Below are 25,704 nucleotides of genomic sequence, written 5' to 3' on the forward strand. Positions count from 1 at the left end.
CCGCTACCGGACGCCGTACCCGCCTTCGGCGTTCTCGTACGCCGCCGCGGAAGCGGCATCGAGGTGGGCCAACGCCGCCTGCTCGGCCCGGTCGCCGTCACCCGACTCGATCGCGTCGACCAGCTGAATGTGCTCGGCCCACGAGTGTGGCGCCCGTTCCGCCGCACCCAGCCGGAAGATCCATTGCACATGGAGGTAGAGGGCCTTGGCGATCGACGACAGCCAGGGGTTTCCACTGATCGCGAGGATACGCAGGTGCAGGGCACTGTTCAGCTCGGCGACCCGGCGCAGGTCCTGCTGTTCCGTCGCCTCGCGGCCCTGCTCCAGCAGAGCCCGCAGGGCGGCCACGTCCGCCGCCGTCGACCGCTCCGCCGCCAACCGGGCGGCCAAGGCCTCCAGACGCTGGCGAACGGCGAACATGTCCGCGATGGTCGCGCTGCTCGGAGAGGCCACCACCGCCCCGCGGCGGGGCAGGATCACCACGAAACCCTCCGCCTCCGCCACGCGCAGCGCCTCACGGACCGGGTTACGGGAGACGCCGAAGTCCTCCGCCAGCCGGTCCTCGGTCAGCCGCTCCCCGGGAAGGTAGTCGCCATCGATGATGGCGGTCCGCAACGCGGCGAGGACCTGGTCGCGTAGCGGCAGGTGTTGAGCGCCAAGCTTGCCCCGCAGGTCTTCAGCCAACCTGATCGCCTCTCCGTGAAACATCCCAGACGAAGCGTATACGAAGAACAATTTGCTAAGGATGGCCGAGAGTGCTGAGAACGCTGCCGAATGTCGTACGTTTCCGCCCAACGGCGGAGGGCAACCTACTGCGGCGCAGGCACGCCCTGGTCGTCGTGCTCACCTTCCTGACCGGTAGCGCGGACGCCGTCGGCTTCCTCGCGCTCGGCGGAGCCTTCTCCAGCGTCATGACCGGCAACATGGTCCTGCTCGGACTCTCGGCGGGCAGCGGCCACGCCGACCTCGCCCTCACCTCAGGCTGCGCCATCCTCAGCTTCATCACCGGCGTCCTCGCGGGCGCCCGCCTCGCCCGCCGGGCGCGGCCCGACGACCCCGTCTGGCCACGCCAGGTCACCCGCGCGCTCGCCCTGGAACTCCTGGTGTTCGTCGTCTTCCTCGTCGTCTGGACGGTCAACCTGCCCCACCCGTCGGCGCATGTCGCCCTCGCACTGCTCATGCTGTCCGCCGCAGCGCTGGGCATACAGAGCAGCGCCATTCAACGGTTCGGCGTACCCGGCCTCTCATCCACCTACCTGACCGGCACACTCACGAGTCTGATCGCCGGTGTCGCCGCACGGAGCTCGTGGCGGGACCTGCGGCCCAAGGCGCACGTCCTGCTCGCCCTGATGACCGGCGCCGCAGTCGGTGCCCTGGTCGCCATCCACCTGCCCGCATGGTCACCGGTGCTGCTGCTCGTGCCGCTCGTGCTCGTGATCGCCGTATCCTCACGCATGGCGGAAAGGGGCTCCGATGGCGCGTCTTGACGTGCTGATCACCGGCGGGGACGCCCTCGACGGCACCGGCTCACCGGCCCGCCCCGCCGACGTCGGCGTTCGGGACGGGCGGCTCGTGCTGCTGCCACCGGGCAGCCGCGCTCCCGCCGCCGCGGTGGTCGACGCGACCGGGCTGGTCGTCACGCCGGGCTTCATCGACGTACACACCCACTCCGACCTGCTCGCCGGCGACGACGAACAACGGGAGATGCTGCGCCGAGCACCGCTGCTCCAAGGCGTCACCACGGAGATCTGCGGCAACTGCGGAATCAGCCCCTTCCCGATCCCACCCGACCGCGACGGACCGGTGCGCGAGCTGATCGCCGCCACCTTCGGCCCACCCGCGGCGGCGTACGCGTCGTTCGCCGAGTTCGCCCGCGCGCAGGGCGTCGCCCGGCGCAACCACCTCGCCGCCCTCGTCGGGCACGGCACGCTGCGCGCCGCGGTGGTCGGCTTCGCCCAGCGCCGGGCCACATCACAGGAAACCCGGCGGATGTGCCAGCTGCTCGACGAGGCGCTCGCAGCGGGCGCGGCCGGGCTGTCCACCGGCCTCATCTACGCCCCGGGCGTCAACGCCGGCACCGACGAGATCATCGCCCTGGCGCGGGTGGCTGCCGCACACGGCAAGCCGTACGTGACACACCTGCGCGACGAGATGTCCCAGGTCGAGTCCGCACTCGAGGAGGCGATCGAGATCGCCGCCGCGGCCGGCTCCGCGCTGCAGGTCTCCCACCACAAGACGGCCGGACGGCGTGCCTGGGGCACCACCGTCCGCACCCTCGCCCGGCTCGAGCAGGCGCGCAGCGACGGGCTCGATGCGATGTGCGACGTCTACCCATATACCGCCGGCAGCACCGCCCTGCACGCGATGCTGCCGCCCTGGCTGATCGCCGACGGCGTACCGGCCATGCTCGCCGCCATCGCCGAGCCGGCGGTCCGCGAACGGATTCGCACCGACCTGGTCGTCGGGGTGCCCGGCTGGGAGAACACCGTCGGAAACGGCGGCTGGGACCTGATTCGCGTCGCGTCCGCCCCGAACAACCCGGACGCCCAGGGGCACACCATCGCCGACCTGGCCGCCGCGCGCGGCGTCGACCCGGTCGACTACGCCTGCGACCTGCTCGCCGCCGAACGCGGCGACGTCACGATCATCAGCCACTCGATGTGCGAGGACGACGTACATCGGGTGCTGGCCAGCCGGCTGACCATGCTGTGCTCGGACGGCGTACCGAAGGGGGGCCGCCCGCACCCGCGGTGGGCGGGTAGCTTCGCCCGGGTGCTCGGCCACTACGTACGCGACGTGGGACTGCTGGATCTGGCGGAGGCGGTACACAAGATGACGGTGATGCCCGCCCGCCGCTTCGGCCTGCCAGACCGGGGGCTGCTCGCCGACGAGTACACCGCGGACCTGGTGGTCCTCGACCCGCAGCGGGTGGCCGACGGCGCCACCTACGACGATCCGCTGGCGCCGCCGCACGGCGTGCGGTGCGTCGTGGTCGGCGGTCTGGTCGTCGTGGACGGCGGTGAGGTCACCGACGCGCGGCCAGGCCGGGTCCTGGCCGTACCCGATCGGCAGCCCACCCGACCGGGACGGACATGAGCGCGGCGTTGCCGCGGCCAGTGATCGGAATCGGCCATCCAAAGGGGACACTGCTGCGTCAGCCATCGCTTGTTAGGGTTCTGTTGGCTCCGTGACGGGGGAGGGCTACGGAATGCCAGACGATGCCGGTGACGACTACGCGGCGCGGATCAGCGCGTACCGCCGGGAGCTCGCCGAGATGCGGATTGACCGGTCCGGGTCCGAGGCGGGTGCGGAGAGCCGCGGGGACGCCGCGGAGGGGCAGGTCAACGTCGTGGCGGCGGCGGGTCGGTTACGCTCGGTCGAGCTGGCCGGGCGGCTGATGCGGCTGCCCGGTGAGGACCTCGGCCCCCTGATCGTGGAAGCGGCCAACACCGCACTCGCCGGTGCCCGTTCCGACCTGGTGAACCCCGAGCCCGCGCCGGACCTGTCCGGGCTGACGGACAGCTTCGCGGCAGCGCTTGCCGAGAGCGAGCTGGCGTTGCACCGGGTCCAGGGGGCGCTGAACGAGGCGATCGCCAAGGTGGGCCCCCGTACCGGGCTTGGTGGCGACCTTCCGGAAACCGAAGCGTCAGACCTGCTGTACGGGGTTATGGACACGCTGCGGTCGGTGCGCGGAGTCCCGCCTGACCAGGATCAGCCCGACGCGGCCGAGCGACGAGGGGTCGGCTCCGACGGCGCGGGACACATCTCGGTGGAGGTCGACGGCACGGGTCAGATCGTGCGCCTGGCGCTGCCGCGCGCTGGCCGGCTCACCTCCGATCAGCTCGGCGAGCTGATCGTCGAGGCGGTTAATCGGGCGCTTGACGAGGTGGAGCCGGCACCGGCGGTGGACGCCGTGCCGCCTGGTTTGGCCGGGGAAGATCTCGGCCGCCGGGTGGCGGAACTGCAGGAGGCCAGCGTCCGGCAGATGACCGCACTGACCGGGGCGCTGACCGGCATCATGGCCCGCATCCGGGAGCCGTGACGATGATCGACGGTGGGGGTGAGGCGTGATGGCCGGTGAGATCGAGATCAACCCGGAGGCGATCATCGATGCGGGTGACAACATTCTTGCCTCCGCGCAGCGTGTCCGCTCTGCGGTGTCGGCCTTCAACGCCGAACTGGCCGCCTTCGGTGCGCCGTGGGGCAGCGACGATCTCGGCTCACTCATCGGGATGGTGTACGAGACGATTCGGGACCTGGCGATGGAGAGCTATGACGCCAACCTGCTTGAGATCGAGGACATCGGCAAGCTCAGCCGGGTGATGGGCATGAACTACCACGAGACCGAGCGGGCCATCGTCGAGCACCTCGGTCGCTTCCGGGAGATGTTGGGCTGACACATGGGACTGATGCTTCCCGCCGAGTTGGTGTCCCTGCTGGGCGTTCTCGGCTACACCTGGCCCGAGGCCGACGAGTCGAAGCTGCTGGAAATGGGCCAGGCCTGGTTGGCGTTTCCGGACCGCCTCGCCGCTCCCGTGGCCGAGGCCGATCAATGGGCGCGACGCGTGTGGACCGAGAACCGCGACTCCGCCATCGAGCGCTTCCAGGAGACCTGGCAGGCAGGCGACTCGGCGAAGGGGAACCTGGACGACGGTGCCAGCGCGGCCGCGTTGATCGGCGCCGGGCTGATGGTGTGTGCCGGTATCGTGCTCGCTCTGAAGATCAACGTGATCGTGCAACTGACGCTGCTGGCTATTCAGATCGCGCAGGCCGTGGCGACGGCAGCGGTCACCTTCGGGGCGTCGTTGCTGGAGATCCCGATCTTCAAGCTCATCACCGGCGTCATTATCGACCAGTTGCTGAACATGGCGACCGAAGCGGTGCTCGGTGGGTAGCCGAGGCAAAGCGGGCCTGTTTCGGCCGGTCGAGAAGTGGCTGCGGGCGCGGATGCGTCACCGCCGCTACGAACACATCTTCCGCGGCCACGTCAACGCCAACGCCAATCCGCCCCGCGGCACGGGCTTTCACCATCGCTTCCTTGGGGAGAACCCACCGGGAGCCAGGGTCCGCGTCGATGCCGACGGGCGGGAGATGATTCTCGAACGGTACGTCGACGGCACGTACCGGGCTCGAGTCGACGTGCTCGACGCGAACGGCGTGTGGCGCCAGAAGCGCGGTGCCAGCACGTTCTTCCCCGACAACTGGACGCCCCAACGCGTCAACGAGACGATCGAGGACGGGTTCCGATCGGGGGGCCCGCACCCGGGCGATCCGAACAAGTGGCAGGGTAGGGCCAACGGGCTGCTGGTGGAGGGCTTTTACAATCCCGGCGGCACGACGTGGTATTCGGCCTGGCCGGTGGGGAGAAACTAGCATGCGGGACGGCATTGAGTTCCAGCGGAACCAGTACGGTGCGCCGTCGATGAAGACCCGGGACGGGCACTTCCGCGCCCTGGGCTCCCAGCTGGTCAGCGACATCCAGACGTACGCCCCGGACTGCCTCGAGCTGTTGCAGTGCATCGACGACGCGGTGTCTGGGCCCTCCGGGTACGAGGAGTTCGAGGGCAATTCCGCGGTCGTGCGCTGCACCGCGGATGGCGTCACGGTCGAGAGTCTCGGGCCGCTGCCGTCGGTCACGACCTACACGGTCGACGAGGCCCGCGACGTGATCCTGCAGTACTTCGCCTTCCTGGCGCCGTCCGCCGAGGACAAGAAGCGGCACGTGGCCGCCTGGGAGCGGGAGAACGGTCGACCGTTCCCCGGCCGATCGCTGCTGCACCTTCCGGATTGAGGTGTGGCGGTCCAGGCCGGAGCGCCGACGGGCCAGGCGGCCAGAGTCGCAGAACATGCTGCCGCCTCGCCGGCAGGCGTGCGCCGCGGCGAGCACCTGTGGCGAGCTGTAGCGGTGTCCTACCGCGACAGGCCGGCGTCACCGTCGTAGACGACGCTGCCGCCGGCGATCGTGTGGGTGACGCGTGCGTCGGCCGGCAGGCCCGCGTCGCCCGGGCCTGAGGAGACCAGCGAGGCCGACCGGCTCGCCGATGCCACCATCGGCGCGATTGGTGACGTGCTGGCGCTGCTGAGCCGGGTGACCGAGGCCCGGCGCGGCGGGGTGAGCCGCGAGTCCCAGTTGCGCCACCTGGCCGCCTGGTTCACCCGCGCTGGCTCGCGCCGGCTCCGGCGCTTTGGTCAGCCCACCTTGGCGCGGGAGAGGATCGCCGTGAAGTCGACACCGGCCGGCAGGGCGCCGAATGCGTGGCCGTGGTCGTCGCCGAGCCGGGAGGCGCAGAAGGCGTCGGCGACCTGGGCGGCGATGCGGCGCCAGGCTGCGTTGCCAGGGCGTGTCCAAGTGGCGACATGTCGCCTCTGTGGCACCCGGCGCCTAGTGACCACCAACCGTGTCGGCTACCAGACTCCGGTGGTGTCAACAGTGGTTGCCAGCTTCGCTGAGCAAAGGAGTAGCACGATGAACCGGCTCTTACGCTGGACGGCCATGGCGTTGGTCGGCGTCCTGGCGGTGGGCGTTCCCGCCGAGGCAGCGCCACCGCCCCCGGCAGAAGCTAGCGGAGCCGCCGCGACCGCTAGCCCGTCTCGCGTCACCCTGATAACGGGCGATGTGGTGGAGTTGGTCGAGGCGTCGCCCGGCAGGTATGCCGCCTCGGTCCGGCCGGCGCCTGGCCGGGAAGGGATCACCTTCCACACCCTGGAAGTCGACGGCGGCCTGCGCGTACTGCCCAGCGACGTTGTGCCATACGTGTCCGCGGGCGTTCTCGACGACGACCTGTTCGACGTGCAGGAGCTTATCGAGCAGGGCTACGGGGACGATGTGGCACCAAACCTGCCACTGATCATTCGTTACCGGGAGACCGGCGAGCAGACGATCGCCGGGGCACGACGTGTCTCCAGGCTGAACAGCATCGGCGCCTCTGTGGTCGTCGAGGACAAGGACGGACTGACCGGGTTCTGGCGGGCGGCGGCCGGCGGCAGCCCGGGCGTCCGATCGTTCGGCGTGGACACGCCGCAGCTGGGGTCCGGCATCGCGCAGATCTGGCTCGATGGGCGGGTGAAGCCGACGCTCGACCGGAGCGTGGCGCAGATCGGCGCTCCGGCGGCGTGGGCATCGGGGTACGACGGCGACGGTGTCACGGTGGCGGTACTGGACACCGGTATCGACGCGACACACCCCGACCTCGCTGGAAAGATCAGCGAGACGAAGAACTTCTCCAACAGCGCCACCATCGCCGACAAGTTCGGGCACGGCACACACGTCGCTGACACGATCGCCGGCACCGGCGCAGCCTCGGACGGCCGACGCAAGGGCGTCGCACCAGGGGCGAAGCTGCTCATCGGCAAGGTGCTGAACGACACTGGCTCCGGCTATGAGTCGTCGATCATCGCCGGAATGGAGTGGGCGGTCAGTTCCGGAGCCGACGTGGTCAACATGAGCCTTGGCGGGAGTGCCACCGATGGCACCGACCCGTTGAGTGAGGCGGTCAACCGGCTCACCGCGAGCAGTGGCACCCTTTTCGTCGTCTCGGCAGGTAACGACGGGGAGGAGTCGACCGTAGGAACCCCGGGTGCGGCCGAAGCGGCTCTCACCGTCGGTGCCGTGGACCGCGACGAGAGCCTCGCGAGTTTCTCCAGTCGGGGTCCGCGGTTGGGTGATTATGCCGTGAAGCCGGAAATCACCGCGCCGGGTGTCGGGATCATCGCGGCGCGGGCCGCTGGTACCGCGATGGGAACGCCGGTCGACGCGTACTACACCGCGGCGTCCGGCACGTCGATGGCGGCGCCGCACGTGGCCGGCGCGGCGGCGATCCTCGCCCAGCGCCACCCCGACTGGAACGCCGCGCAGCTCAAGGACGCGCTGGTGAGCACAGCCCGCACCAATACCGCCCTGACCGTGCATCAGCAGGGCGCCGGCCGGGTCGATGTGGCGCGGGCGACTGCCCAGCAGGTGCACGCGACCGGGGTGCTCAACTTCGGGGTGCATTCCGACACGACGGCGGCTGAGGCGCCGATCACCCGGCAGGTCTCCGTCACCAACTCGGGGGACAGCGCGGTGACGCTGTCGCTCGCCGTACGCCTGGAAAACCTCGATTTCCATGGTGCGGACCGGGACGCTGTCGCACTCGGCGCCGACCAGATCGTGGTGCCCGCGGGTACGACCCGGCAGGTGCCGGTCACGATCGACCCGGCCAAGCTGACCCGTGGACGGCACGGCGGTTGGCTCACGGCCAGCGGTGCGGGCGGGGTGCTGACCACCACTGCCCTGTCGGTGACCCTTGATGGGCCCAAGCACACGGTGACCCTGCGTGGGGTGGATCGCAGCGGCGCGGACACGAGCGTGTCCGTGGTCGCCCTGCACGGTACCGATCGGCGCTCGGACGCGGTGAAGTGGATTCAAAAGGGCAAGCCCCTGACCGTCGAGGTCGAGGAGGGTAACTATCTGCTGCACGGTCTGATCTCGGACGGTGGGCCGCTTCACCCACAGGCCACCCTGATCACCGACCCACAGCTGAAGGTCACCCGGGACCTCGAGGTGGTCATCGACGCCCGCAAGGGGACCCCGATCACCATCAAGACACCGAAACCCGCCGAGCAGCAGGCGGTGCTGAGCTATTACGTACACCGCACGTTCAGTAACGGACGGAGCATCAGCCACGGGGTCATGCATTTCAGCACCGTGCAGCAGGTCAACGTGACGCCCACCGACCCCGTCACCGACGGTGACTACGAATTCGCCTCCCGGTGGCAACTCGTCGCGCCCATGGTGAGCGCTCGCGTGTCCGGCGTGTCCGGGCCGCTGGACATCAACCTGCTGAACCGCTCACCAGCTTTCGACGGTGTCCGCAACTTCCCGCTGGTCTGGGCCGGCACCGGCACCGACGCGGAGTTGACCGCGGCTGACGTACGCGGAGCAGCGGTGCTCATGGACCAGGCGAAGGGCCGGTCGGAGAGCGCCCAGGTGGCTGCCGCGGCAGCGGCCGGAGCCGCGGTCGCGCTGATCGTGCGGCCGGCCACCTCTTCCGCCTGGACGGTGTGGCGGCCGAACGGCACCCGGGAGCCGATCCCGGCCATGGTTGTCGTCAACGACGACGGCCAGCGCCTGAAGGCCGCCGCCATGGCGGGAAAGCCGATGCTCAACCTCACCCTCACCGTGTCCAGCCCGTACCTCTACGACGTGTTCCACGTGGAGCGGGGGCGAATCCCTGCGCAGATCGTCCACCAGGTGACCGCGGAGAACTCGGCGCGGATCATTACTAGGTACGCCAACACCGGCGGGGACGAGTGGGCCAAGGAGCAGCGCTTCGGCTGGCGCCCCTGGCAGACGTACTCGTGGAACGACACCCAGCGCATGGTGCGTACGGGCGGGGAGCGCGAGGAGTGGGTTTCGGCGGGCGACTCGGTCTGGCAGCACCGGGTGGTTCACTACTACACCTGGGATGAGATGAACCCGCTCGGCGCTGGGATGCGCGACGCGCCGCGCAGCTACCAGGGCGACAGCCGTACCCGCGAGGACTGGTTCACCCCAGTGGTGCGTCCGGCGGCGCCCCGCGGTATCGCGGGCCTGGTATCGACCCGCCGTGGCGACATCCTTGCCCTGCGGGTACCGGAATTCGTCGACGCCGCAGGCCACTACACGCTGGCGGGCGGCGGCGGTGAGCGTGATCTGGTGTCGGCACGACTGCTGCGCGACGGCGCCGTCCTCGCCGAGTTGCCCGATGCGCGCCGGGATGTGTCGACGGTGGCCGCCGACGCCTCATATCGGCTGGAGCTGACCACCCAGCGGGCGTCCAAACAGTGGCAGTGGGCGACGCGCACGGACACGGCGTGGGACTTCCGGTCCGGGCGCCCGGACGGTGACCCGGACGAACCGCGGCCACTGCCGCTCCTGCAACTCGACTACTCGATTCCGGCCGACCTGGCCGGAACGGTGCCCGGGGACCACCCGCACACCATCAGTGTCGGGCTGCGCAACCAGGATGGGTTGGCGGCTCCGGCCGGGGGCAGCGTCGAGGTCGAGGTGTCGTTCGACGAAGGGGCGACGTGGCGCTCGGTGAAGGTCGCGAGCGAGGACCGCGTCTTCCGCGCGGTCGTGCCGCCGGGCACCGGCACGGTCTCCCTGCGGGTGCATGGCACCGATGCCGCCGGGAACCAGGTCACCCAGACGATCCTGCGAGCGTACGGGCTGCGCTGACCGCGGTTTGATCAGGGCGCCCGGCACGACGACGTCCGGCGCCCTGATCAAACCCGGGCGACAACGGTGACCTCAGATCCAACCCCGCCGTGCTGCCTGGTAGGCCAGCCCGGGTCGGGTGTCGACATCGGCCAACGCCATCAGCCGCTCCACCCGGCGTTGAACCGTGCGCCGGCTGATGCCCAGCTGCGAGGCGATCGACTTCTCCGGCACGCCCGCCACCAAGAGGGAGAGCAGGTAACGCTCATCCTCGTCCGGGCCGATCCGCTCCGGGTCGGCTCGCTCACTGGTGGTGCCGTCGGCGCTCAGCCGTACCGGGGTGGCCCGATCCCAATAGCTTTCGAACAGTGCCAGCAGCGCGTCGAGCAACTGGCTCCGGCCGACAACCGCAGCGGTCGGTTCGTCACGGCCACTCTCGATAAAGGGCACCAGCGGACAAAGCGCGGTCGACCCGTCAGCGATGGCCAGCCGTACCGGCAGCTTGGGCAACATGCGGGCCTGCTCCCCCCGACGGATGCCTTCGGCGACGCTGTCGAACATGCCAGGCTCGTCGAGCAGGGCCCGTTCGTAGAGGACCCGGTACCGTACCCCGCGGTCCAGAGCGTTGAACTCCTCGGTGTTCTCCGCACTGGGCATGGCCACCGGATTGGCTCTGCAAAACCAGAGCATCTCGGTGCGGGCGGTGTCCTGCAGCAACCGGATCCGCTCGCGCAGCGCCTGCCCGCCGGCCACCACCTCGACGAGTTGGGACGCGTCGTGGCGCCGGGCGGTAATCCGGTACATCTCGGTCAACTCGGCCACAGCCTGGCGCGCCGCCTCGATAGATGCTTGGCGGTGCAGCAGCGCAGGCCCCAATGCCACATCCGGGGGCAAGGCCCGATAGGTCTGTTCACCGTCGTGCTGGATTGCGGCCAGGCCCTTGAGGCGCAGCGCCTCCAACAGTGACTCTGCCCGCTCGCGGGTTACCGCCATCCGCTCGGCCAGATCGGCAGGGCGGGCACGGGCCAGCTGGATGAGCAGCCGGTACGCCTGCTCATCCAGCGGCCCAAGGCCGGCCGATGCGAGCGCTGTTTCCGGCTGGCCACCATCGTCGCCCACACCAGGACTGTACGAAGGAGGGCGGTGTGAGTGGTGCGCCGGGTCCCGCCGCCGCTTCCGTTCGGACGAATTGCCCCGATCCGACAAGCTCGCCTCCGCGGCGGTCACCAATCCCACCGGTCTGCTGCTCGCCGGCGACCTGGCCGCCGCGGGCCGTACGCACCACCGTGCTGGAATGCCGGTCGGAGGAGTCCCACCTTCTTCCTGCAGAAGGTAGAAGCACAGCGTCCTACCCCGACCGGCCGCTTTCGTAGACGACGCTGCCGCCGGCGATCGTGTGGGTGACGCGTGCGTCGGCCGGCAGGCCCGCGCCGGCGGCGAACAGGTTGCGGTCGAGCACGGCCAGGTCTGCCCGATTGCCGACCGCGATCGTGCCGCCCTCGGCGTCATGGTTGACATACGCCGAGCCGACGGTGAACGCGGCGAGGGCGACGGGCAGTGGCAGCGCCTGCTCCGGGAGGAACGGCGCGTTGTCGCGGTGCTCCGGGTCGGTCCGGGTCACGGCGACCTCGATCTCCTCGAGCGGGTTCGCGGTGGTCACCGACCAGTCGCTGCCCATGGCCAGGGTGGCGCCGGAGCGCAGCAGATCACCGAAGGGGTACTGCAGGTCGGCCCGTTCCCGGCCGAGGAACGGCACCGTCAGCTCCTCCATCTGCGGTTCCATCTGCGCCCAGTAGGCCTGGCAGTTCGCGGTCACCCCCAACTGCCGGAAGCGCGGCACGTCCTGCGGGTGGACGAGCTGTAGGTGGGCAATGTGGTGGCGGTTGTCCGTACGCCCGTTGGCCGTGCGGGCGGCCGCGACCGCGTCGAGGGCGTTGCGTACGGCGCGGTCGCCGATCGCGTGCAGGTGCACCTGGAAGCCGAGCCGGTCCAGCTCGGTCACCGCGGCGGCGAGCAGTTCGGCGTCCACGTACGTCAGGCCGCGGTTGTCGGTGTGGCCGCCGCAGCCGTCGCAGTACGGCTCGAGCAGCGCCCCGGTGTAGTTCTCCAGCACCCCGTCGGTCATGATCTTGACGGTGGTCGGGTGGAAGGTGCCACCCGCCGCCGATTCCCGTTGGGTGAGGAACTCGGGGATCTGGTCGAGGCCGCGGTGCCGGTCCCACCAGAGGGCGCCGACGACCCGGGCCGTGAGCCGGCCGGACGCGGCGAGCGACCGGTACGCCTCCAGGGTTGCCGGCGTCACCCAGGCGTCCTGCCATCCGGTGATGCCCAGCGAGTGCAGGTGTTCCTGGGCGTTGAGGATGGCCTCCTCCCACTCGGTGCGCCCCGGCAGCGGCACGTGCCGGTCGTTGACGCTGTACGCCGCGCCCTCGTGCAGCGTGCCGGTCGGCTCCCCGGTGGCCGGGTCACGCTCGATCCGCCCGTCGGCGGGGTCCGGGGTGTCCCTGGTGATGCCCGCGATCTCAAGGGCGCGGGAGTTGACCCAGGCGCCGTGCACGTCCCGGTTGAACAGGAAGACCGGGCGGTCCGGGGCGATCGCGTCCAGGTCCTCCCTGCGCGGGGTGCCGCCCGGGAAGTGCTCCATCGCCCAGCCGCCACCGATGATCCAGGGCTGGTCGGGGTTGTCGGCCGCGTAGCGCGCGATCCGGTCCAGGTATGCCTGCCGGCCGGTGAGGTCGTTGAGCCAGACGCGGAGTCGGTTGCGCCCGGCGAAGGGGGCGTGGATGTGGGCGTCCTGGAAGCCCGGCAGCACCATGCCGCCGCCGGCCTCGATCACCCTGGTCTGCGGGCCGATGAGCTCGGACGCGGGCTCGGAACCGACCGCGACGATCCGGTCACCGCGTACGGCGATCGCGTCGGACCCGCTGCGGGCGGCGTCGACGGTGTAGACGTCGGCGCCGGTGATGACCAGGTCGGCGTGCTCGGTCACCGTTCCCACCTCCTCCGGTGTCAACCGCACGGAGGCCTCCGGCCGCCTCTGGCGCGTTGGTCGAGGATCGAAGCACACGCTGGAACGGTTCGGCAACGGTCGGGGCGGCGGCGCAGCGACACGGCGCGGCCCATAGGTGGGCATGTCGGACGGGGTGGGTAGGCTGGCCCGATCGCCCGGAACAGCCGCCCGGAAGGACGACGATGACCGTACAGCCGTCGAGGCACACGTTCGGGCTGGACGAGTTCGGGCTGGACGACCGGATGCGCCTGTTCGGCTACGTCACCGCGGAGAACCGGTTCGCGTACCTCTGGCTGCTGCGCGCCTTCGAGGCGGCCCGCTCCAGCTACCACGTGATGCTGCACACCGCCGACGTCGCCGCGGCGATGGGGGCGCTGCACCAGGCCAACCCGGACTGCCCGGATCCGGCCGAGCTGGAGCTGCCGCGGCTGCTCGACGCGCTCGTGGACTGGGGTGTGCTCGACCGGGGTCAGGACGGCACCCGCGCGACAACCCTCGCCGAATACCGCAACCGGCACTCGGTCTACCAGTTCACCGAGGCCGGCTACCGGGCCCACCGAGCGGTGGAGACCGTGCTCACCGCGACGGTGGACGACGCGACCCTGTCCCGGCTGGTGTTCGCGGACCTGCTGGCGGACCTGACGGCGCTCGCCGCCGCCAACGAGGCGGGCGACGCGGAGGAGGTCTACCGCAAACTCAACCGGCTCGACCGCGCGCTGGCCGACATCGCTGAGCGGGCCGCCCGCTTCTACCACATGCTCGGCGACCTGAGCCGCACCAACGACATACGTCCTGAGGTGTTCCTCGCCCACAAGGACGCCCTGCTGGCCCACCTGCGGGACTTCCACGACGAGCTGCAGCGCTACACGCCACGGCTGCGGGCGGCGGTGCACGAGGTGGAGGCGACCGGCCTGGACCGGCTCGTCGAGGCGGCGGCCGAGGCCGACGAGCGGCTGTTCCACACGCCCGTGGAGCGGCTGGAGGACTGGCGGCGCCGCTGGCGTGGGCTGCGGTCGTGGCTGGCGCCGCCCGGGCCTGAGGAGACCAGCGAGGCCGACCGGCTCGCCGATGCCACCATCGGCGCGATCGGTGACGTGCTGGCGCTGCTGCGCCGGGTGACCGAGGCCCGGCGCGGCGGGGTGAGCCGCGAGTCCCAGTTGCGCCACCTGGCCGCCTGGTTCACCCGCGCCGGCTCGCAGGAGGCCACGCACGCGCTCTTCGACGTCGTGTTCGGCCTGGGCGGTCCACGGCACGTGGCGGTGGCTCACCCGGACCCGGAGGCGATCCCGACCCGCCTGTCCTGGTGGGAGGCGCCGGCGGTCGAGCTGTCGCGCACCCTGGTGGCCACCGGCCGGGCACCCGGTGCGGGTCGGGGCCGGCCGGCCCGGGTCGACCGCGGCGACGACCGCCGGCACCGGCTGCGCGCCGACCAGCTCGCCCGGGAGCGCCAGCTCGCCGACGCGGCCACCGTGCTCGCGGAGGAGGGGCTCGACGCGCACCGGCTGGACGACGCGCAGACCGACGTGCTGCTGCGGCTGCTCGACATCGCCCTCGCCGCCCGGGTCGGCGGCGCCGCGCGGGCACCAATGGCCGCGGCCGCGCACGGCGTCCGGCTCACCCTCACCCCGGCGCCGGGGCGGTTCACCACCGTGGTCACCGCCGCCGGCCGGCTCCACCTCGACGGGTATGCGCTGACCGTGGCCGCCGCGACCCACACCGCGGTCCGCCGCCCGGAGCTGGTGCCGGCATGAGCGAGCGTCAGCGAGCGAATCATCAGTGCAGCGTGGTGGTGCCTCATGGCGGCATGGAGCGAAGCGGAGTGCCGGCATGAGCGAGCAGGTCCGGCACCGGTTCGCCGGCGACGTCAACGACCTGGAACTGGCCGACTACCAGCGGGCCGTCCGGCTGGTGCTGCGCCACCCGCTGATCACAGCGACCTGGCCCGACGAGCGGGCGCTGCCGCGGGTACGGCGGTTCGCCGCGTCCCTGCGCCGGGACCTGTCCGAGGCGTTCGGCTACCGGCTGGAGCTGCACGGCGGCACAGCCCGGCTGATCCGGGCGAAGGACCGGCTGGACCCCACCCAGCCGGCGCTGTCGCGCACGGGCCGCACGTTCGACCGCCAGCGCTACGCGTACCTGGCCTTGTGCCTGGCGACGCTGGGCCGCGCCGGCATCCAGATCACCCTCAGCGAGTTGGCCGACTCGGTTGCCGCCGACGCGACACGCATCACCGGGCTGGGGCTGGACCCGGACCAGGGCGCGGACCGAAGGGCGTTCGTGGACGCCGTCGGCTGGCTGGAGGAGCGGGGCGCGCTGCGGGTGGCCGACGGGTCCAGCGCCGCCTGGGCCAGCGACCCCGGCGCGGGTGAGGCGCTGTACGACGTGGCCCGCGACGTGGTGTTCGCGCTGTTCCGGCCGACGCGGGTGCTGCAGCACGTCGAGTCGGTGGCGGCGCTGCTGGACCGGTCGGCGGCCAACAGCGGCAACGCCGAGCGGCGGCACGCCGCCCAGCTCGCCCGGCGGGCGGTGGTGGAGTCCCCGGTGGTCTACCTCGCCGACGTCGACCCGGCGGTCGCCAACCACCTGCGCGGCGCGCCGCTCGCCGCCGACCTGGCCCGGCTGACCGGGCTGCGGCTGGAGCGGCGCGCCGAGGGCGTGCTGCTGGTGGATACCGCGGGTTTCACCATCGAGCGGTTCCCGGGCACCGGCTCGGTGGCGCAGGCGGCGGTACTGCTCGCCGTGGAGCTGGCCGACCGGGCTCTCGACCCGGACGGCCGCCGGGTCCGTCGGCTCGCCCCGCCCGACCCGCAGGCCGGGCACCGAGCGCTGGTCGACCAGCTCGATTCCGGCCTGCCCACGGCCACGCTGGTGCTGCTGGACGACGCCGGGGCACCGCCGCCGCCCGGCGACGAACCGGACGCGGCCGGTGAGGGCCGTCTGCCGTTCATCACCGACAGCTTCCTGCGGGACGCGGTCGGGGAGATCCTGCGCCGCTACCGGTCGGCGTTCGGCGCCCAGTGGCACGCCGACCCGGAGCGGCTGCGCAGTGAGGCGGTGGCGTTGCTGGACCGGTTCGGCGCGGTCACCCGGGTGCCGGGCGGCGTCCTGGTCCGGCCGCTGCTGGCCCGCTACCGCAACACCGTCGCCACCGTGCGGCCGAGGCCTGCTGCCGACACCCTCTTCTGACCTGGGAAAGCTGCTGTGATCGAACAACGTGCCGTCCGCCGCTTCGCGCCCACCCGGGCCGGGATCATCAACCTGTGGGACTACCGCGACGAGGAGTTCTGCTTCGTCGACGGGTGGCTGGTGCTACGCGGGCCTAACGGCTCCGGCAAGACCAAGGCGCTGGAGGTCCTCTTCCCGTTCGTGCTCGACGGGCGGATCGAGCCGCGCCGGCTCAACCCGTTCGCCAGCGAGGACCGGACCATGAAGTCGAACCTGCTCTACCGCGGGCAGGAGGTGGCCCACGCGTACGTGTGGATGGAGTTCGGCGACGGCGACTCGTACGTGACGGTCGGCATCGGGCTGCGCGCCCACCGGCACGTCGACCGGGTGACCCGCTGGCACTTCGTCACCGACGGCCGGGTCGGCGTGGACTTCTCCCTGCTGGACGCCGACGACCGGCCGCTGACCCGGCGCGATTTGATCGACCAGCTCGGCGCCGACGCGGTGCGGGACTCCCCGGAAGAGTACCGGCAGCTCGTCGATGCCCGGCTGTTCGGCCTCGGCCCGGCCCGCTACGAGCAGCTGCTCGACCTGGTGCTGACGCTGCGCAAGCCGCAGCTGGCCAAGGACCTCAACCCGGTCGAGCTGTCCCGTACCCTGCAGCGCGGGCTGCGCCCGATCGAGGACCACCTGCTCGTGGAGGCGGCCCGTTCGTTCGACGACATGGAGGCCGTCGCCCGTACCCTCGAAGGGTTGGCCGCCGCGGACGGCGCCACCGCCGCGTTCCTCGCGGTCTACTCCACCTACCTGCGCACCCACGCCCGCGCGGCGGCCGACCTGCTGACCGCGCGCCGTACCGCAGTCGCCGACCGGTCCGCGGCGCTCGCCGAGGCGCGCCGGGAGGCCGCGGCGGCGGCCGAGGCGGAGAGCGGATCCATCGGGCGCCTGCGGGCGGTGGAGGGCGAGCCGGGCCGGCTGCGCGCGCACCTGGACAGCCTGAAGAGCTCGGCGGCCTACCAGTCCCACGAGCAGCTCGCCGACCTGGAACGGCACGTGCACGACCTGGCCGAGGCGGCCGAGCGGGCCGGCCGGTCCGTCACCGTCGAGCAGGACGTCGCCGGACGGCGGCGCGGCGAGTGGGAACGGGCCGTCGTGGCGACCCGGGACGCGCGGGCCAGCATCGAGCGTCTCGCCGCCGAGCTGCTGCTCGACGCCGAGACCGCCGGGATCGCCTGGGCCGCCGCCGACAACGTCCCGGAGGGACTGTCCGCGCGGCTCGCCGCCCGGGCCGGAGCCCGCCGCGACGACGTGCGCGCCGTGCGCGAGCAGGCGGCCCGGCACGAACAGGCCGAGCGCGACCACGCCCGCGCGGCCGTCGACGCGGCCGGCGCGGCCGACGCGCTCACCGAGGCCGAGCAGGCCGCGCAGCGCACCGAGCGTGCCCTGGCCGATGCCCGGGCGCAGGTGCGCGCCGCCGTCGACCGGTGGGCGCAGGACCACGCCGGCCTGCTGCCCGACCTCGACCGCCCGGACCTGCCGGCCCTGCTGGCCGCCGCCGTCGACACCGCCGGCGAGCCCGGCGCGCCGACCCTGCGGGAGGTGTACGCGGACGCCACCGCCCCGGCCGCCGCGCGGCACCGCGACCGGCTCGCGGAGCTGACCGCGCACCGCGCGGCGCTGGCCGGCCGCCTCGCCGAGCTGGCAGCGGAACGGGACCGGATCGCCGCCGAGCACGACGACGCGCCGCCGACCCCGGTGACCCGCCCCGCCCCGCGCGCCGGCCGGCCCGGCGCACCCCTGTGGCGGCTGGTCCGCTTCGCCGACGGCGTGCCCGACGCGACCGCCGCGGCCATCGAGGCCGCCCTGCACGCGGCCGGCCTGCTGGACGCCTGGATGCACCCCGACCCTGACCTCGCGGCGGACGCGGTGGCCGGTCGGGATCTGGACGGCTACCTGCTGCCTCTGCCGCCGCAGCGGCGTCCCGCCGGCGCGACCCTCGCCGACGTGCTGGTCGCCGAGGAGCAGGACGAGGTGTCCGCCGAGCGGATCCGTGACCTGCTGGCCTCGGTGGCGTTGGCGGACGTGGTCGACCCGCAGGACGCAGCGGCGGTCACCGTCGGCGCCGACGGCCGTTACGCCCAGGGTGTCGGCGTCGGCCGGTTCGCCAAGGCCCGCTGCGAGTACATCGGCGCGACCGCCCGGGCGGCCCGGCGCGCCGCCCGGCTCGCCGACTGCGACCGGCAGCGCGCCGCGCTCGACGCCGAACTGCGTACGGTCGACGGGCAGCGGTCGGCGATCGAGCGGCTGCTGGCCGCCGTGACGGCCGTCGCCGGGCAGCTGCCGCCGCTCACCGGAATCCACACCGCGCAGCGGGAGGTGGAGCGGGCGGCGGTCACGCTGCGCAACCGGCAGGAGTCCTCGGCCGCGGCGAACGCTCGCCTGGATCAGGCCCTGGCCGAACGGGCCGCAGCTGCCGCCGCTCTGCAGCGGATCATCGCGGAGCGGTCCCTCCCACTGGACCGTCTGGCGGCCACCGCCGACGCCGTCGACCGGTTCGACAAGCGCGGAGTACGCCTGGAAGCCGCCCACCCGGCCGCCGCGCGCGCCGCCGAACAGGAGGCGCAGGCGCAGCAGCGCCACGACGAGGCCGTCGACCGGCTCGCCGCCGCCGAGGACGCGGCACGCGTGGCAGCCGAGCGGCACGCGGAGAAGGCCGAGGCGTACCAGACGCTGCGGGCCGGCGTCGGCGCCGAGGCGGAACGGGTGCTGGCCGACGTGGCGCGCACCGCCGACGAGATCATCGAGGCGGAGGCCGCGGTCGAGCGGGCGCGTGCCGAGCTGAGCGCCGCCCAGCAGCGGCGGGCCGCCGCGGTCACCCGGGTGGAGTTGAGCGAGCAGGCCGTGACCGCCGCGGTGGCCGAGGCGCACCACGACGCGTTGCGGCTGCGCCCGTACGCCCGACCGGACCTGCTCGGGCTGCTGCGTTGCCCGACGGACCTGCGGTGGCCGGCCCGGGCGACGGACGACGGCCCCGACGCGGACCTGGATCCGCAGGTGGCCGCCCTGCACGAGGCGATCCTCGCCGCCACCAGGGAGCTCAGCCCGACCGAGACCTCGCTCAAGCAGAGCGCCACTCGGCTCACCACCGCGCTGACCGAACTGCAGGCGCAGCTGCCGGCGGCCGGGCTGGACCAGCGGCCCGAGTGGGACACCGACGACGCAGTCATCATCGTCCGGGTCGCCGACGAGCAGGGACTCACCCCGGTGGCGCACTTCGCCGACCGGATCGCCCGCGAACGCCGCGACCAGGAACAGCTGCTCACCGACGCCGAGCAGCGGGTGCTGGAGGACGCGCTGCTCGGCCAACTCGCCCGGCAGATCCATCACCGCACCATCGAGGCCCGCGACCTGGTCGAGGCGATGGACACCCAGATGCGGGCCCGCCGCATGTCCTCCGGGCTGACCGTCGGCGTCGGCTGGCGGCTCGCCGACGACCTCGACGCCGAGCAGCGGGAGGTGTGTAAGCTGCTCGAACGCGACCCGGCCCGGCTGGGGCCGGCCCAGCTGACCACCATGCGGCGGCACTTCGCCGCCCGAATCAAGGCGGCCCGCGCGATGCACCCCGAGCGGCCGTACCGGGAGCTGCTGGGTGAGGTGCTCGACTACCGGCAGTGGCGCACGTTCGCCTTCACCCTGCACCGGCCGGGTGGCGGCACCGAGGCGTTGACCCGCGCCCGACACAGCCAGCTCTCCGGCGGCGAACAGTCCGTGTCGCTGCACCTGCCGCTGTTCGCCGCCGCGAACGCCCTGTTCGGCTCGGCCCGGCCGGACGTGCCCCGCCTCCTCGGCTTGGACGAGGCGTTCGCGGGGGTGGACGACACCGGCCGGGGCGAGCTGATGGCGCTGGCGAAGCAGTTCGACCTGGACCTGTTCATGACCGGATACGACCTGTGGGCCACCCATCCGGCGGTCCGCGGCGCGGCCCACTACGACCTGTCACACTCCACCGTCGAGCACACGGTCTCCACCCTGCTGCTGGTGTGGGACGGCTCGGTCAACGTCGCCGACTTCGACGGCACGTTGGCCCGTGCGCTCGGCTCGCCAGAGACCCGCCGCGCGCCCGGCGTCGCCGATCAGATCGACCCGTCCGAACTCGTCCTCGACCTCGCCGACGAATGAGCGCGGGCCCGCGGCCGCCCGCCGGCCACGCCGATCCGGCCACCCGGGCCGGCCCTGCTTCCGGCCCGCCTGGGCAGATCGACCCCGGCTGGCGGCGGCTGCCCGACGCCCCGGGCTGGCGGCGGCTGCTGGCCGCCGCCCGGCGCAGCCTCGAGCGCACCGGCGGACGGCTCGACGTCGCCGTGACCCTGACGTCCCCCACCGACGACGAACGAGTGGTGATCATCGGGATCAGCGGCGCCCACCGGTCCGCTGGGTCGGCGCGGCTCAGCGTACGCCTCAGCGACGTGGACGATCATCTCCGCGCGGTCCACGGGGTAGGCCTGCGCGACCTGCTCTCCGCAATGGTCCCCCTGCGCAACCGGCCCGCCGAGGCGCAGCGCGAGGCCAGCGCTCGAGCTGCCCTGCTCACCGCCGCCAGAGAGAGCCGGCACGCCACCGCCGGCTGGTACGGCGACTGGCTCGACGCCGTGCGCCGTGACGGCACCCTCACCCGTGCCGTCCGAGCCGGCCTGCCGTTCGTTGACGTGCTGCGCGTACTCGACGCCTTGCCCGCACCGGACGAGCCCATCCCGGTCTTCGCCGACCGCGTACTCGACGACACCAAGGCCCTGACCGACGGCCCGCTGCGAGGCCTCGTGCTGCGGGCCCTCGCCGCGTGGCAGCAGATGCCGGTGCCCACCGGCGGGGAGCCCGAGCGAGCCCTGTGGGAATCCGTCGGCCTGGTCCCCGACGACCTCGCCAGTCAGGTACTGGTGCTCAACGTACCCGCCACCGGCGGCCTGCTCGGACGGTGGTTGACCGAGGCCGCGGCCGCGGGCGTGCCCGTGCGGGCCACCCTGCACCAGCTTCGCCTCGCCCCGCTCGCGCTGACCTGCGACGAGATCTTCGTCTGCGAGAACCCGGCGGTGCTCCGGGCGGCCACCGCCGCACTCGGCGCGCAGGCGCCGCCGCTGATCTGCACCGAGGGTGTGCCGTCGGTGGCCGTGCACACCCTGCTGCGCGCGGCACCGGGTGCGGTGATCCGGTGGCGCAACGACCTGGACTGGACGGGCGTACGACTGACCGCCGCGGCCCTCGCGCGTTACCCGACCGCGGTTGCATGGCGGATGACCACCACCGAGTACGAGACCGCCGCGCTGTCGGGCCCGGCCCTGCTCGGTGCCCCCGCCCCGACGCCCTGGGACCCGGCGCTGGCCGACGCGATGCGCCGGGCCGGGCGCGCGGTGATGGAGGAGCGGCTGATCGACCTCCTGCTGAGCGATCTGCGCGAAGCGGGGCGCTGACTGCTCCGCGCCGACCACGATGACACCTGCGCCCGCCGCCCCGCCGGTGATCGATCCGGGCGCGACCGGCACCGCCGTCGGCGTGTCGCCCGCTCCGAAGCGGCCGTTTCGTCGTACCCGGAGAGTACGACTGGCGGAGACCGATGAGCTTCGGCGTGGCGGAGGGTCTAACCCGAGGGCATCGCCGGACAGAGCGGAAGGATGAGGATATGAGCGGCGTACGAGTGCTGGTCGGCACGCGCAAGGGCGCGTTCGTGCTGACTTCGGACGGCAGACGCGACGACTGGACCGTCGAGGGACCACACTTCGGCGGCTGGGAGATATACCACCTCAACGGGTCGCCGGCCGACCCGGACCGGCTCTACGCCTCTCAGTCCGGCGGCTGGTTCGGCCAGTTGATCCAGCGCTCCGACGATGGCGGCAAGACCTGGAACACGGTCGGCAACGACTTCGCCTACTCCGGCGACGTGGGTGAGCACCTCTGGTACGACGGCACCCCGCGTCCGTGGGAGTTCAAGCGCATCTGGCACCTCGAGCCGTCCCGCGACGACCCCGACACGGTGTACGCGGGCGCGGAGGACGCCGCCCTCTACGTCACCACCGACGGCGGGCAGAAGTGGACCGAGCTCACCGCCCTGCGTACGCACCCGACCGGGCCGAAGTGGCAGCCCGGGGCCGGCGGCATGTGTCTGCACACGATCATCCTGGACCCGGCGCACCCGGGCCGGATCTACGTCGCCATCTCGGCGGCGGGGGCGTTCCGCAGCGACGACGGCGGCGCCAGCTGGCTGCCGATCAACAAGGGCCTGCGCTCGGGCGAGATCCCCGCCGAGGAGGCCGAGGTCGGCCACTGCGTGCACCACATCACCCAGCATCCGTCCCGGCCGGACACCCTGTTCATGCAGAAGCACTGGGACGTGATGCGCAGCGACGACGCCGGCGCGAACTGGCGCGAGGTCAGCGGCGATCTACCGTCCGACTTCGGCTTCCCGATCGCGGTGCACGCGCACGAGCCGGAGACCATCTACGTCGTGCCGATCAAGAGCGACTCCGAGCACTACCCGCCGGAGGGCAAGCTGCGCGTCTATCGCAGCCGCACCGGCGGCAACGACTGGGAGCCGTTGACCAAGGGCCTGCCGCAGTCCGACTGCTACGTCAACGTGCTGCGCGACGCGATGGCGGTCGACACCCTCGACCCGTGTGGGATCTACTTCGGCACCACCGGCGGTCAGGTCTACCACTCGGCCGACGGCGGCGACAGCTGGGCCCCGATCGTCCGGGACCTGCCGCCCGTGCTCTCCGTGGAAGTCCAGGTGCTGCCGTGATCCGGGTCGTCCTCCCGGCCCACCTGAAGAATCTGGCTCACGTCAACGGCGAGGTACGCCTCGAGGTGACCGGCCCGGACGCCGGGCCGGTCACCCAGCGCCGGGTGCTGGAAACCCTTGAGGCGCAGTACCCGATGCTGCTCGGCACGATCCGCGACCGCCACAGCGGCAAGCGCCGCGCCTTCATCCGCTTCTACGCCTGTCAGGAGGACCTGTCCAACGAGTCGCCCGACACCCCACTTCCCGAGCGGGTCGTCGCCGGCGAGGAGCCGTTCATCATCCTCGGAGCCATGGCCGGGGGGTAACTCACCGTGGCCAAGCCCATTCGGCATGCATATCCAGCCGCCGACCTGGGTAGAAGGACATCACTGCGTTTGCAGCGGGGCCGGGGCGAACCGACCGCCGTCACGGTGCGCCCGGTCACCGCGTTCGAAGGAGGGCGATCGACATGTCCCCTGCGCCTGCGCGCCGGTCGGCACTCACCGTCCCGTCGGTACCTCTGAGCTATGTGCGGTACCTGCGGGCCAGGCTGTTGGAGGCCGAAGCCGGACTCACCGCGATGAACGAGAAGTACGAGCGGACCAAGGCCCGCTTCGACCGCTCCTACGCCCGCCAGGGCATCACCCCGGAAACCGACATCGTCAACTACATCAACGCGAAGGCGATCAACCCGGAGCTCAAGTTCTGGTACGCCAAGGTCGAGCACTTCCAGCGGGAGGTGGCCGCCTACGCGGCGGCCTTGACCGGGCTCGACGCCGCACGCCGGATGCTCGGCGACGACGGCTACCGGGTCCAGGAAAACGGGCGGCCGCGTAACAAGCGCGCCTTGAACCGCGCCGGTTGACGCCGTACACCGTCGACGTGGCGGCTGCGGCGTCTCCTCGGACTGCTCGTACCTGTCGGCGGCGCTGCTGCGAAACTGGGTACCGTGCCGACGGTGGCAGGCCGCACACTCGTACGCTGGCTCGGTGATCAACCCTGCGCCGTGGCGTCCGCATCCCGCCGGTGACGTGACGCGTTGCCTGTTGGCCGGCCATCGCGTCCTGCCCGAGCCGGACGCGGCCCGGTGAGCGAGCAGCCGCTACCGCTCCAGCGCTCCGCCCCAGCGGTGTCCGGATCGCGGCCGTCGCAGGTGGCCCGACGGTGTGCCGGCATCGTGGAGTCGCACTGGTTCGAGGTGGCGATCGTCGGCGTCATCGGCGCGAACGCGGTGGTGCTCGGTGTGGAGACCTACCCGCACCCGGGGTCGCTCGGAGTGTTGCTGCGGGCGCTGGAATGGTTCTTCCGTGCGGTGTTCGTCATCGAGATGGGCATCCGGGTGCTGGCGTACGGGCGCCGGCCCCAGGACTTCTTCCGGCATGGCTGGAACGTGTTCGATTTCGTCGTGATCGCTGCGGCGTTCCTCCCTGGCCTGAACGGAGAGTCGGCGACTCTGCGGGTGATCCGGGTCGCGCGCGTGGCGCGGTTGGTGCGCTTGTGGCCGGGGCTGCGCACCATCGTGGTGGCCCTGCTGCGCAGCCTTCCCGGCGTCGGCGGGTTCCTCGCACTGGCCCTGGTGACCCTGTACGTGTACGGCATGGTCGGGTGGCTCATCTTCGCCGATACCTTTCCGGACGATTACGGCTCGGTCGGTCAGGCCGTACTGACCCTGTTCGTGCTGCTGTCCCTGAACACGCTGCCCGGTCTGATCGAGCAGGGCATGGCGCTGTCGCCGTGGACCCTCGTCTACTACATCAGCTACGTGCTCATCGCCGTCTACCTGCTGCTGAACCTTCTGATCGCGGTGGTCGTCAACTCGTGGGAGGAGGCCCGCCGGCTGGAGATGACCGAACGAATGGCAGTCGACGAGGACCGCGACGGCGTGCCGGACCACATCGACCGGATCATGATCAGCCAGCAGCTGGACGACCTGCGTACGCTGGTGGCCGACCTGGAGGGGGAACTGCGGATCGACCGCAAGAACGGACAGTCGACGCTGGACCCCCGAGAACGATGACGCCGGCCGTCACTGCGCCGCAGACCACGACGACCAGCCGGTCACCCGCATCGCGACCACCGGTCCGGCCGGTGGCCGCTGGGCGTACTGCGGATATTTGTCGACCAACGCCGCGCGGGCCGCGGCCTCCTCCGTACGGTCCTCCACCAGCCAGCCGTGCCCGTCCAGGCGGACCCACCACAGCCGGGACCAGTCGTCGTCGTACTCGTCGATCAGCAGGCAGGCCTGTCCCGTCGCCCGGATGTTCTCCAGCCGGCGTAGCCTCCGGTGCCGCTTGGGTTTCTGGTCGACCGCGTGGTAGACGACGTCGCCGAGCAGGACGAAGCACACCGGCACCAGGTGCGGGCGGCCGTCGGCCCCGACCGTGGCCAGGCGGGCCACCCGGGCCGACTCGACCCGGTGCCGGAGTTCGTCGGCGGTCATGGAGCCGACCGTAACAGTGGAGGCAGCTCACGCTGCGTACCGTCGTGATCGACTGCGTCAAATACCATTTGGTTCATGGGCGCAACCCGGTGGCCGCGACGCCGATGCCGGTGTCCCGGCCCGGTCGGCCCTTTCCACCA

General features: G+C 71.9%; 21 protein-coding genes and 1 pseudogene. 17 read left to right on the forward strand and 5 right to left on the reverse strand.

Features of this window, described 5'->3' with window-relative positions:
- Window positions 1–3: 3 nt before the first annotated feature.
- A complete protein-coding gene (locus ACNAW0_RS19550) occupies window positions 4–708 on the reverse strand; it encodes a GntR family transcriptional regulator (RefSeq protein ID WP_416289361.1) in 705 nt (234 codons plus the stop codon).
- A gap of 47 nt (window positions 709–755) precedes the next feature.
- On the opposite strand from ACNAW0_RS19550, the gene ACNAW0_RS19555 reads away from it, so the two are divergent.
- The 8 genes and pseudogenes from ACNAW0_RS19555 to ACNAW0_RS19590 form a co-directional block, all read left to right on the forward strand.
- On the forward strand, window positions 756–1,487 hold the full coding sequence (locus ACNAW0_RS19555; RefSeq protein ID WP_416289362.1) for a YoaK family protein: 732 nt from the start codon (window positions 756–758) through the stop codon (window positions 1,485–1,487).
- Window positions 1,474–3,096: an N-acyl-D-amino-acid deacylase family protein gene (locus ACNAW0_RS19560; RefSeq protein WP_416289363.1), complete on the forward strand. Its 1,623-nt coding sequence runs from the start codon at window positions 1,474–1,476 to the stop codon at window positions 3,094–3,096. Before ACNAW0_RS19555 ends, ACNAW0_RS19560 begins: the two co-directional genes overlap by 14 nt.
- Before the next feature lie 112 nt (window positions 3,097–3,208).
- On the forward strand, window positions 3,209–4,042 hold the full coding sequence (locus ACNAW0_RS19565) for a YbaB/EbfC family nucleoid-associated protein (protein ID WP_416289364.1): 834 nt from the start codon (window positions 3,209–3,211) through the stop codon (window positions 4,040–4,042).
- 28 nt (window positions 4,043–4,070) lie between these two features.
- The gene (locus tag ACNAW0_RS19570; protein ID WP_416289365.1) at window positions 4,071–4,397 is read left to right on the forward strand and encodes a hypothetical protein; all 327 of its coding nucleotides are present in this window, start codon (window positions 4,071–4,073) and stop codon (window positions 4,395–4,397) included.
- A 3-nt stretch (window positions 4,398–4,400) separates the two neighbouring features.
- Window positions 4,401–4,895, forward strand: coding sequence for a hypothetical protein (locus tag ACNAW0_RS19575; protein ID WP_416289366.1), 495 nt, complete (start codon window positions 4,401–4,403; stop codon window positions 4,893–4,895).
- A complete protein-coding gene (locus ACNAW0_RS19580; RefSeq protein WP_416289367.1) occupies window positions 4,888–5,373 on the forward strand; it encodes an EndoU domain-containing protein in 486 nt (161 codons plus the stop codon). The genes ACNAW0_RS19575 and ACNAW0_RS19580 overlap by 8 nt, the downstream gene beginning before the upstream one ends.
- A 1-nt stretch (window position 5,374) precedes the next feature.
- Window positions 5,375–5,791, forward strand: coding sequence for a hypothetical protein (locus tag ACNAW0_RS19585; protein ID WP_416289368.1), 417 nt, complete (start codon window positions 5,375–5,377; stop codon window positions 5,789–5,791).
- 177 nt (window positions 5,792–5,968) lie between these two features.
- A pseudogene (locus ACNAW0_RS19590) lies at window positions 5,969–6,109 on the forward strand (hypothetical protein); the annotation flags it as partial.
- Between the two features lie 80 nt (window positions 6,110–6,189).
- Here the strand turns inward: ACNAW0_RS19590 and ACNAW0_RS19595 are convergent.
- Window positions 6,190–6,375: a hypothetical protein gene (locus ACNAW0_RS19595; protein WP_416289385.1), complete on the reverse strand. Its 186-nt coding sequence runs from the start codon at window positions 6,373–6,375 to the stop codon at window positions 6,190–6,192.
- Between the two features lie 91 nt (window positions 6,376–6,466).
- On the opposite strand from ACNAW0_RS19595, the gene ACNAW0_RS19600 reads away from it, so the two are divergent.
- Window positions 6,467–10,201, forward strand: a complete 3,735-nt coding sequence (locus ACNAW0_RS19600; RefSeq protein ID WP_416289384.1) for a S8 family serine peptidase — start codon at window positions 6,467–6,469, stop codon at window positions 10,199–10,201.
- A 72-nt stretch (window positions 10,202–10,273) separates the two neighbouring features.
- On the opposite strand, the gene ACNAW0_RS19605 is transcribed toward ACNAW0_RS19600, so the two are convergent.
- Both ACNAW0_RS19605 and ACNAW0_RS19610 read right to left on the reverse strand, forming a co-directional pair.
- Window positions 10,274–11,299: a helix-turn-helix domain-containing protein gene (locus tag ACNAW0_RS19605; RefSeq protein ID WP_416289369.1), complete on the reverse strand. Its 1,026-nt coding sequence runs from the start codon at window positions 11,297–11,299 to the stop codon at window positions 10,274–10,276.
- A gap of 229 nt (window positions 11,300–11,528) precedes the next feature.
- On the reverse strand, window positions 11,529–13,169 hold the full coding sequence (locus tag ACNAW0_RS19610; RefSeq protein ID WP_416289370.1) for an amidohydrolase: 1,641 nt from the start codon (window positions 13,167–13,169) through the stop codon (window positions 11,529–11,531).
- A gap of 203 nt (window positions 13,170–13,372) precedes the next feature.
- Here ACNAW0_RS19610 and ACNAW0_RS19615 point away from each other — a divergent pair, with 203 nt between their 5' ends.
- The 8 genes from ACNAW0_RS19615 (at window position 13,373) to ACNAW0_RS19650 (ending at window position 25,141) form a co-directional block, all read left to right on the forward strand.
- Window positions 13,373–14,941, forward strand: a complete 1,569-nt coding sequence (locus ACNAW0_RS19615) for a TIGR02677 family protein (protein WP_416289371.1) — start codon at window positions 13,373–13,375, stop codon at window positions 14,939–14,941.
- A 76-nt stretch (window positions 14,942–15,017) separates the two neighbouring features.
- A complete protein-coding gene (locus tag ACNAW0_RS19620; RefSeq protein ID WP_416289372.1) occupies window positions 15,018–16,376 on the forward strand; it encodes a TIGR02678 family protein in 1,359 nt (452 codons plus the stop codon).
- Window positions 16,377–16,391: 15 nt separating this feature from the next.
- Window positions 16,392–20,534 carry a TIGR02680 family protein gene (locus ACNAW0_RS19625; protein WP_416289373.1) on the forward strand — a complete coding sequence of 1,381 codons (4,143 nt, stop codon included), beginning with the start codon at window positions 16,392–16,394 and terminating at the stop codon, window positions 20,532–20,534.
- Window positions 20,531–21,820, forward strand: coding sequence for a TIGR02679 domain-containing protein (locus ACNAW0_RS19630; protein WP_416289374.1), 1,290 nt, complete (start codon window positions 20,531–20,533; stop codon window positions 21,818–21,820). The genes ACNAW0_RS19625 and ACNAW0_RS19630 overlap by 4 nt, the downstream gene beginning before the upstream one ends.
- A 209-nt stretch (window positions 21,821–22,029) precedes the next feature.
- Window positions 22,030–23,145, forward strand: a complete 1,116-nt coding sequence (locus ACNAW0_RS19635) for a WD40/YVTN/BNR-like repeat-containing protein (RefSeq protein ID WP_416289375.1) — start codon at window positions 22,030–22,032, stop codon at window positions 23,143–23,145.
- The gene (locus tag ACNAW0_RS19640; protein WP_416289376.1) at window positions 23,142–23,450 is read left to right on the forward strand and encodes a MoaD/ThiS family protein; all 309 of its coding nucleotides are present in this window, start codon (window positions 23,142–23,144) and stop codon (window positions 23,448–23,450) included. The genes ACNAW0_RS19635 and ACNAW0_RS19640 overlap by 4 nt, the downstream gene beginning before the upstream one ends.
- A gap of 143 nt (window positions 23,451–23,593) precedes the next feature.
- Entirely contained in the window at window positions 23,594–23,989 is a 396-nt protein-coding gene (locus ACNAW0_RS19645; RefSeq protein WP_416289377.1) for a hypothetical protein, read from the forward strand.
- 312 nt (window positions 23,990–24,301) lie between these two features.
- Entirely contained in the window at window positions 24,302–25,141 is an 840-nt protein-coding gene (locus ACNAW0_RS19650; protein WP_416289378.1) for an ion transporter, read from the forward strand.
- Window positions 25,142–25,150: 9 nt separating this feature from the next.
- On the opposite strand, the gene ACNAW0_RS19655 is transcribed toward ACNAW0_RS19650, so the two are convergent.
- The gene (locus tag ACNAW0_RS19655) at window positions 25,151–25,564 is read right to left on the reverse strand and encodes a TIGR03668 family PPOX class F420-dependent oxidoreductase (protein WP_416289379.1); all 414 of its coding nucleotides are present in this window, start codon (window positions 25,562–25,564) and stop codon (window positions 25,151–25,153) included.
- Window positions 25,565–25,704 lie beyond the last annotated feature (140 nt).

Origin of the sequence: Micromonospora sp. SL1-18 (assembly GCF_047921505.1) — a bacterium.
Taxonomy (GTDB): Bacteria; Actinomycetota; Actinomycetes; order Mycobacteriales; family Micromonosporaceae; genus Micromonospora.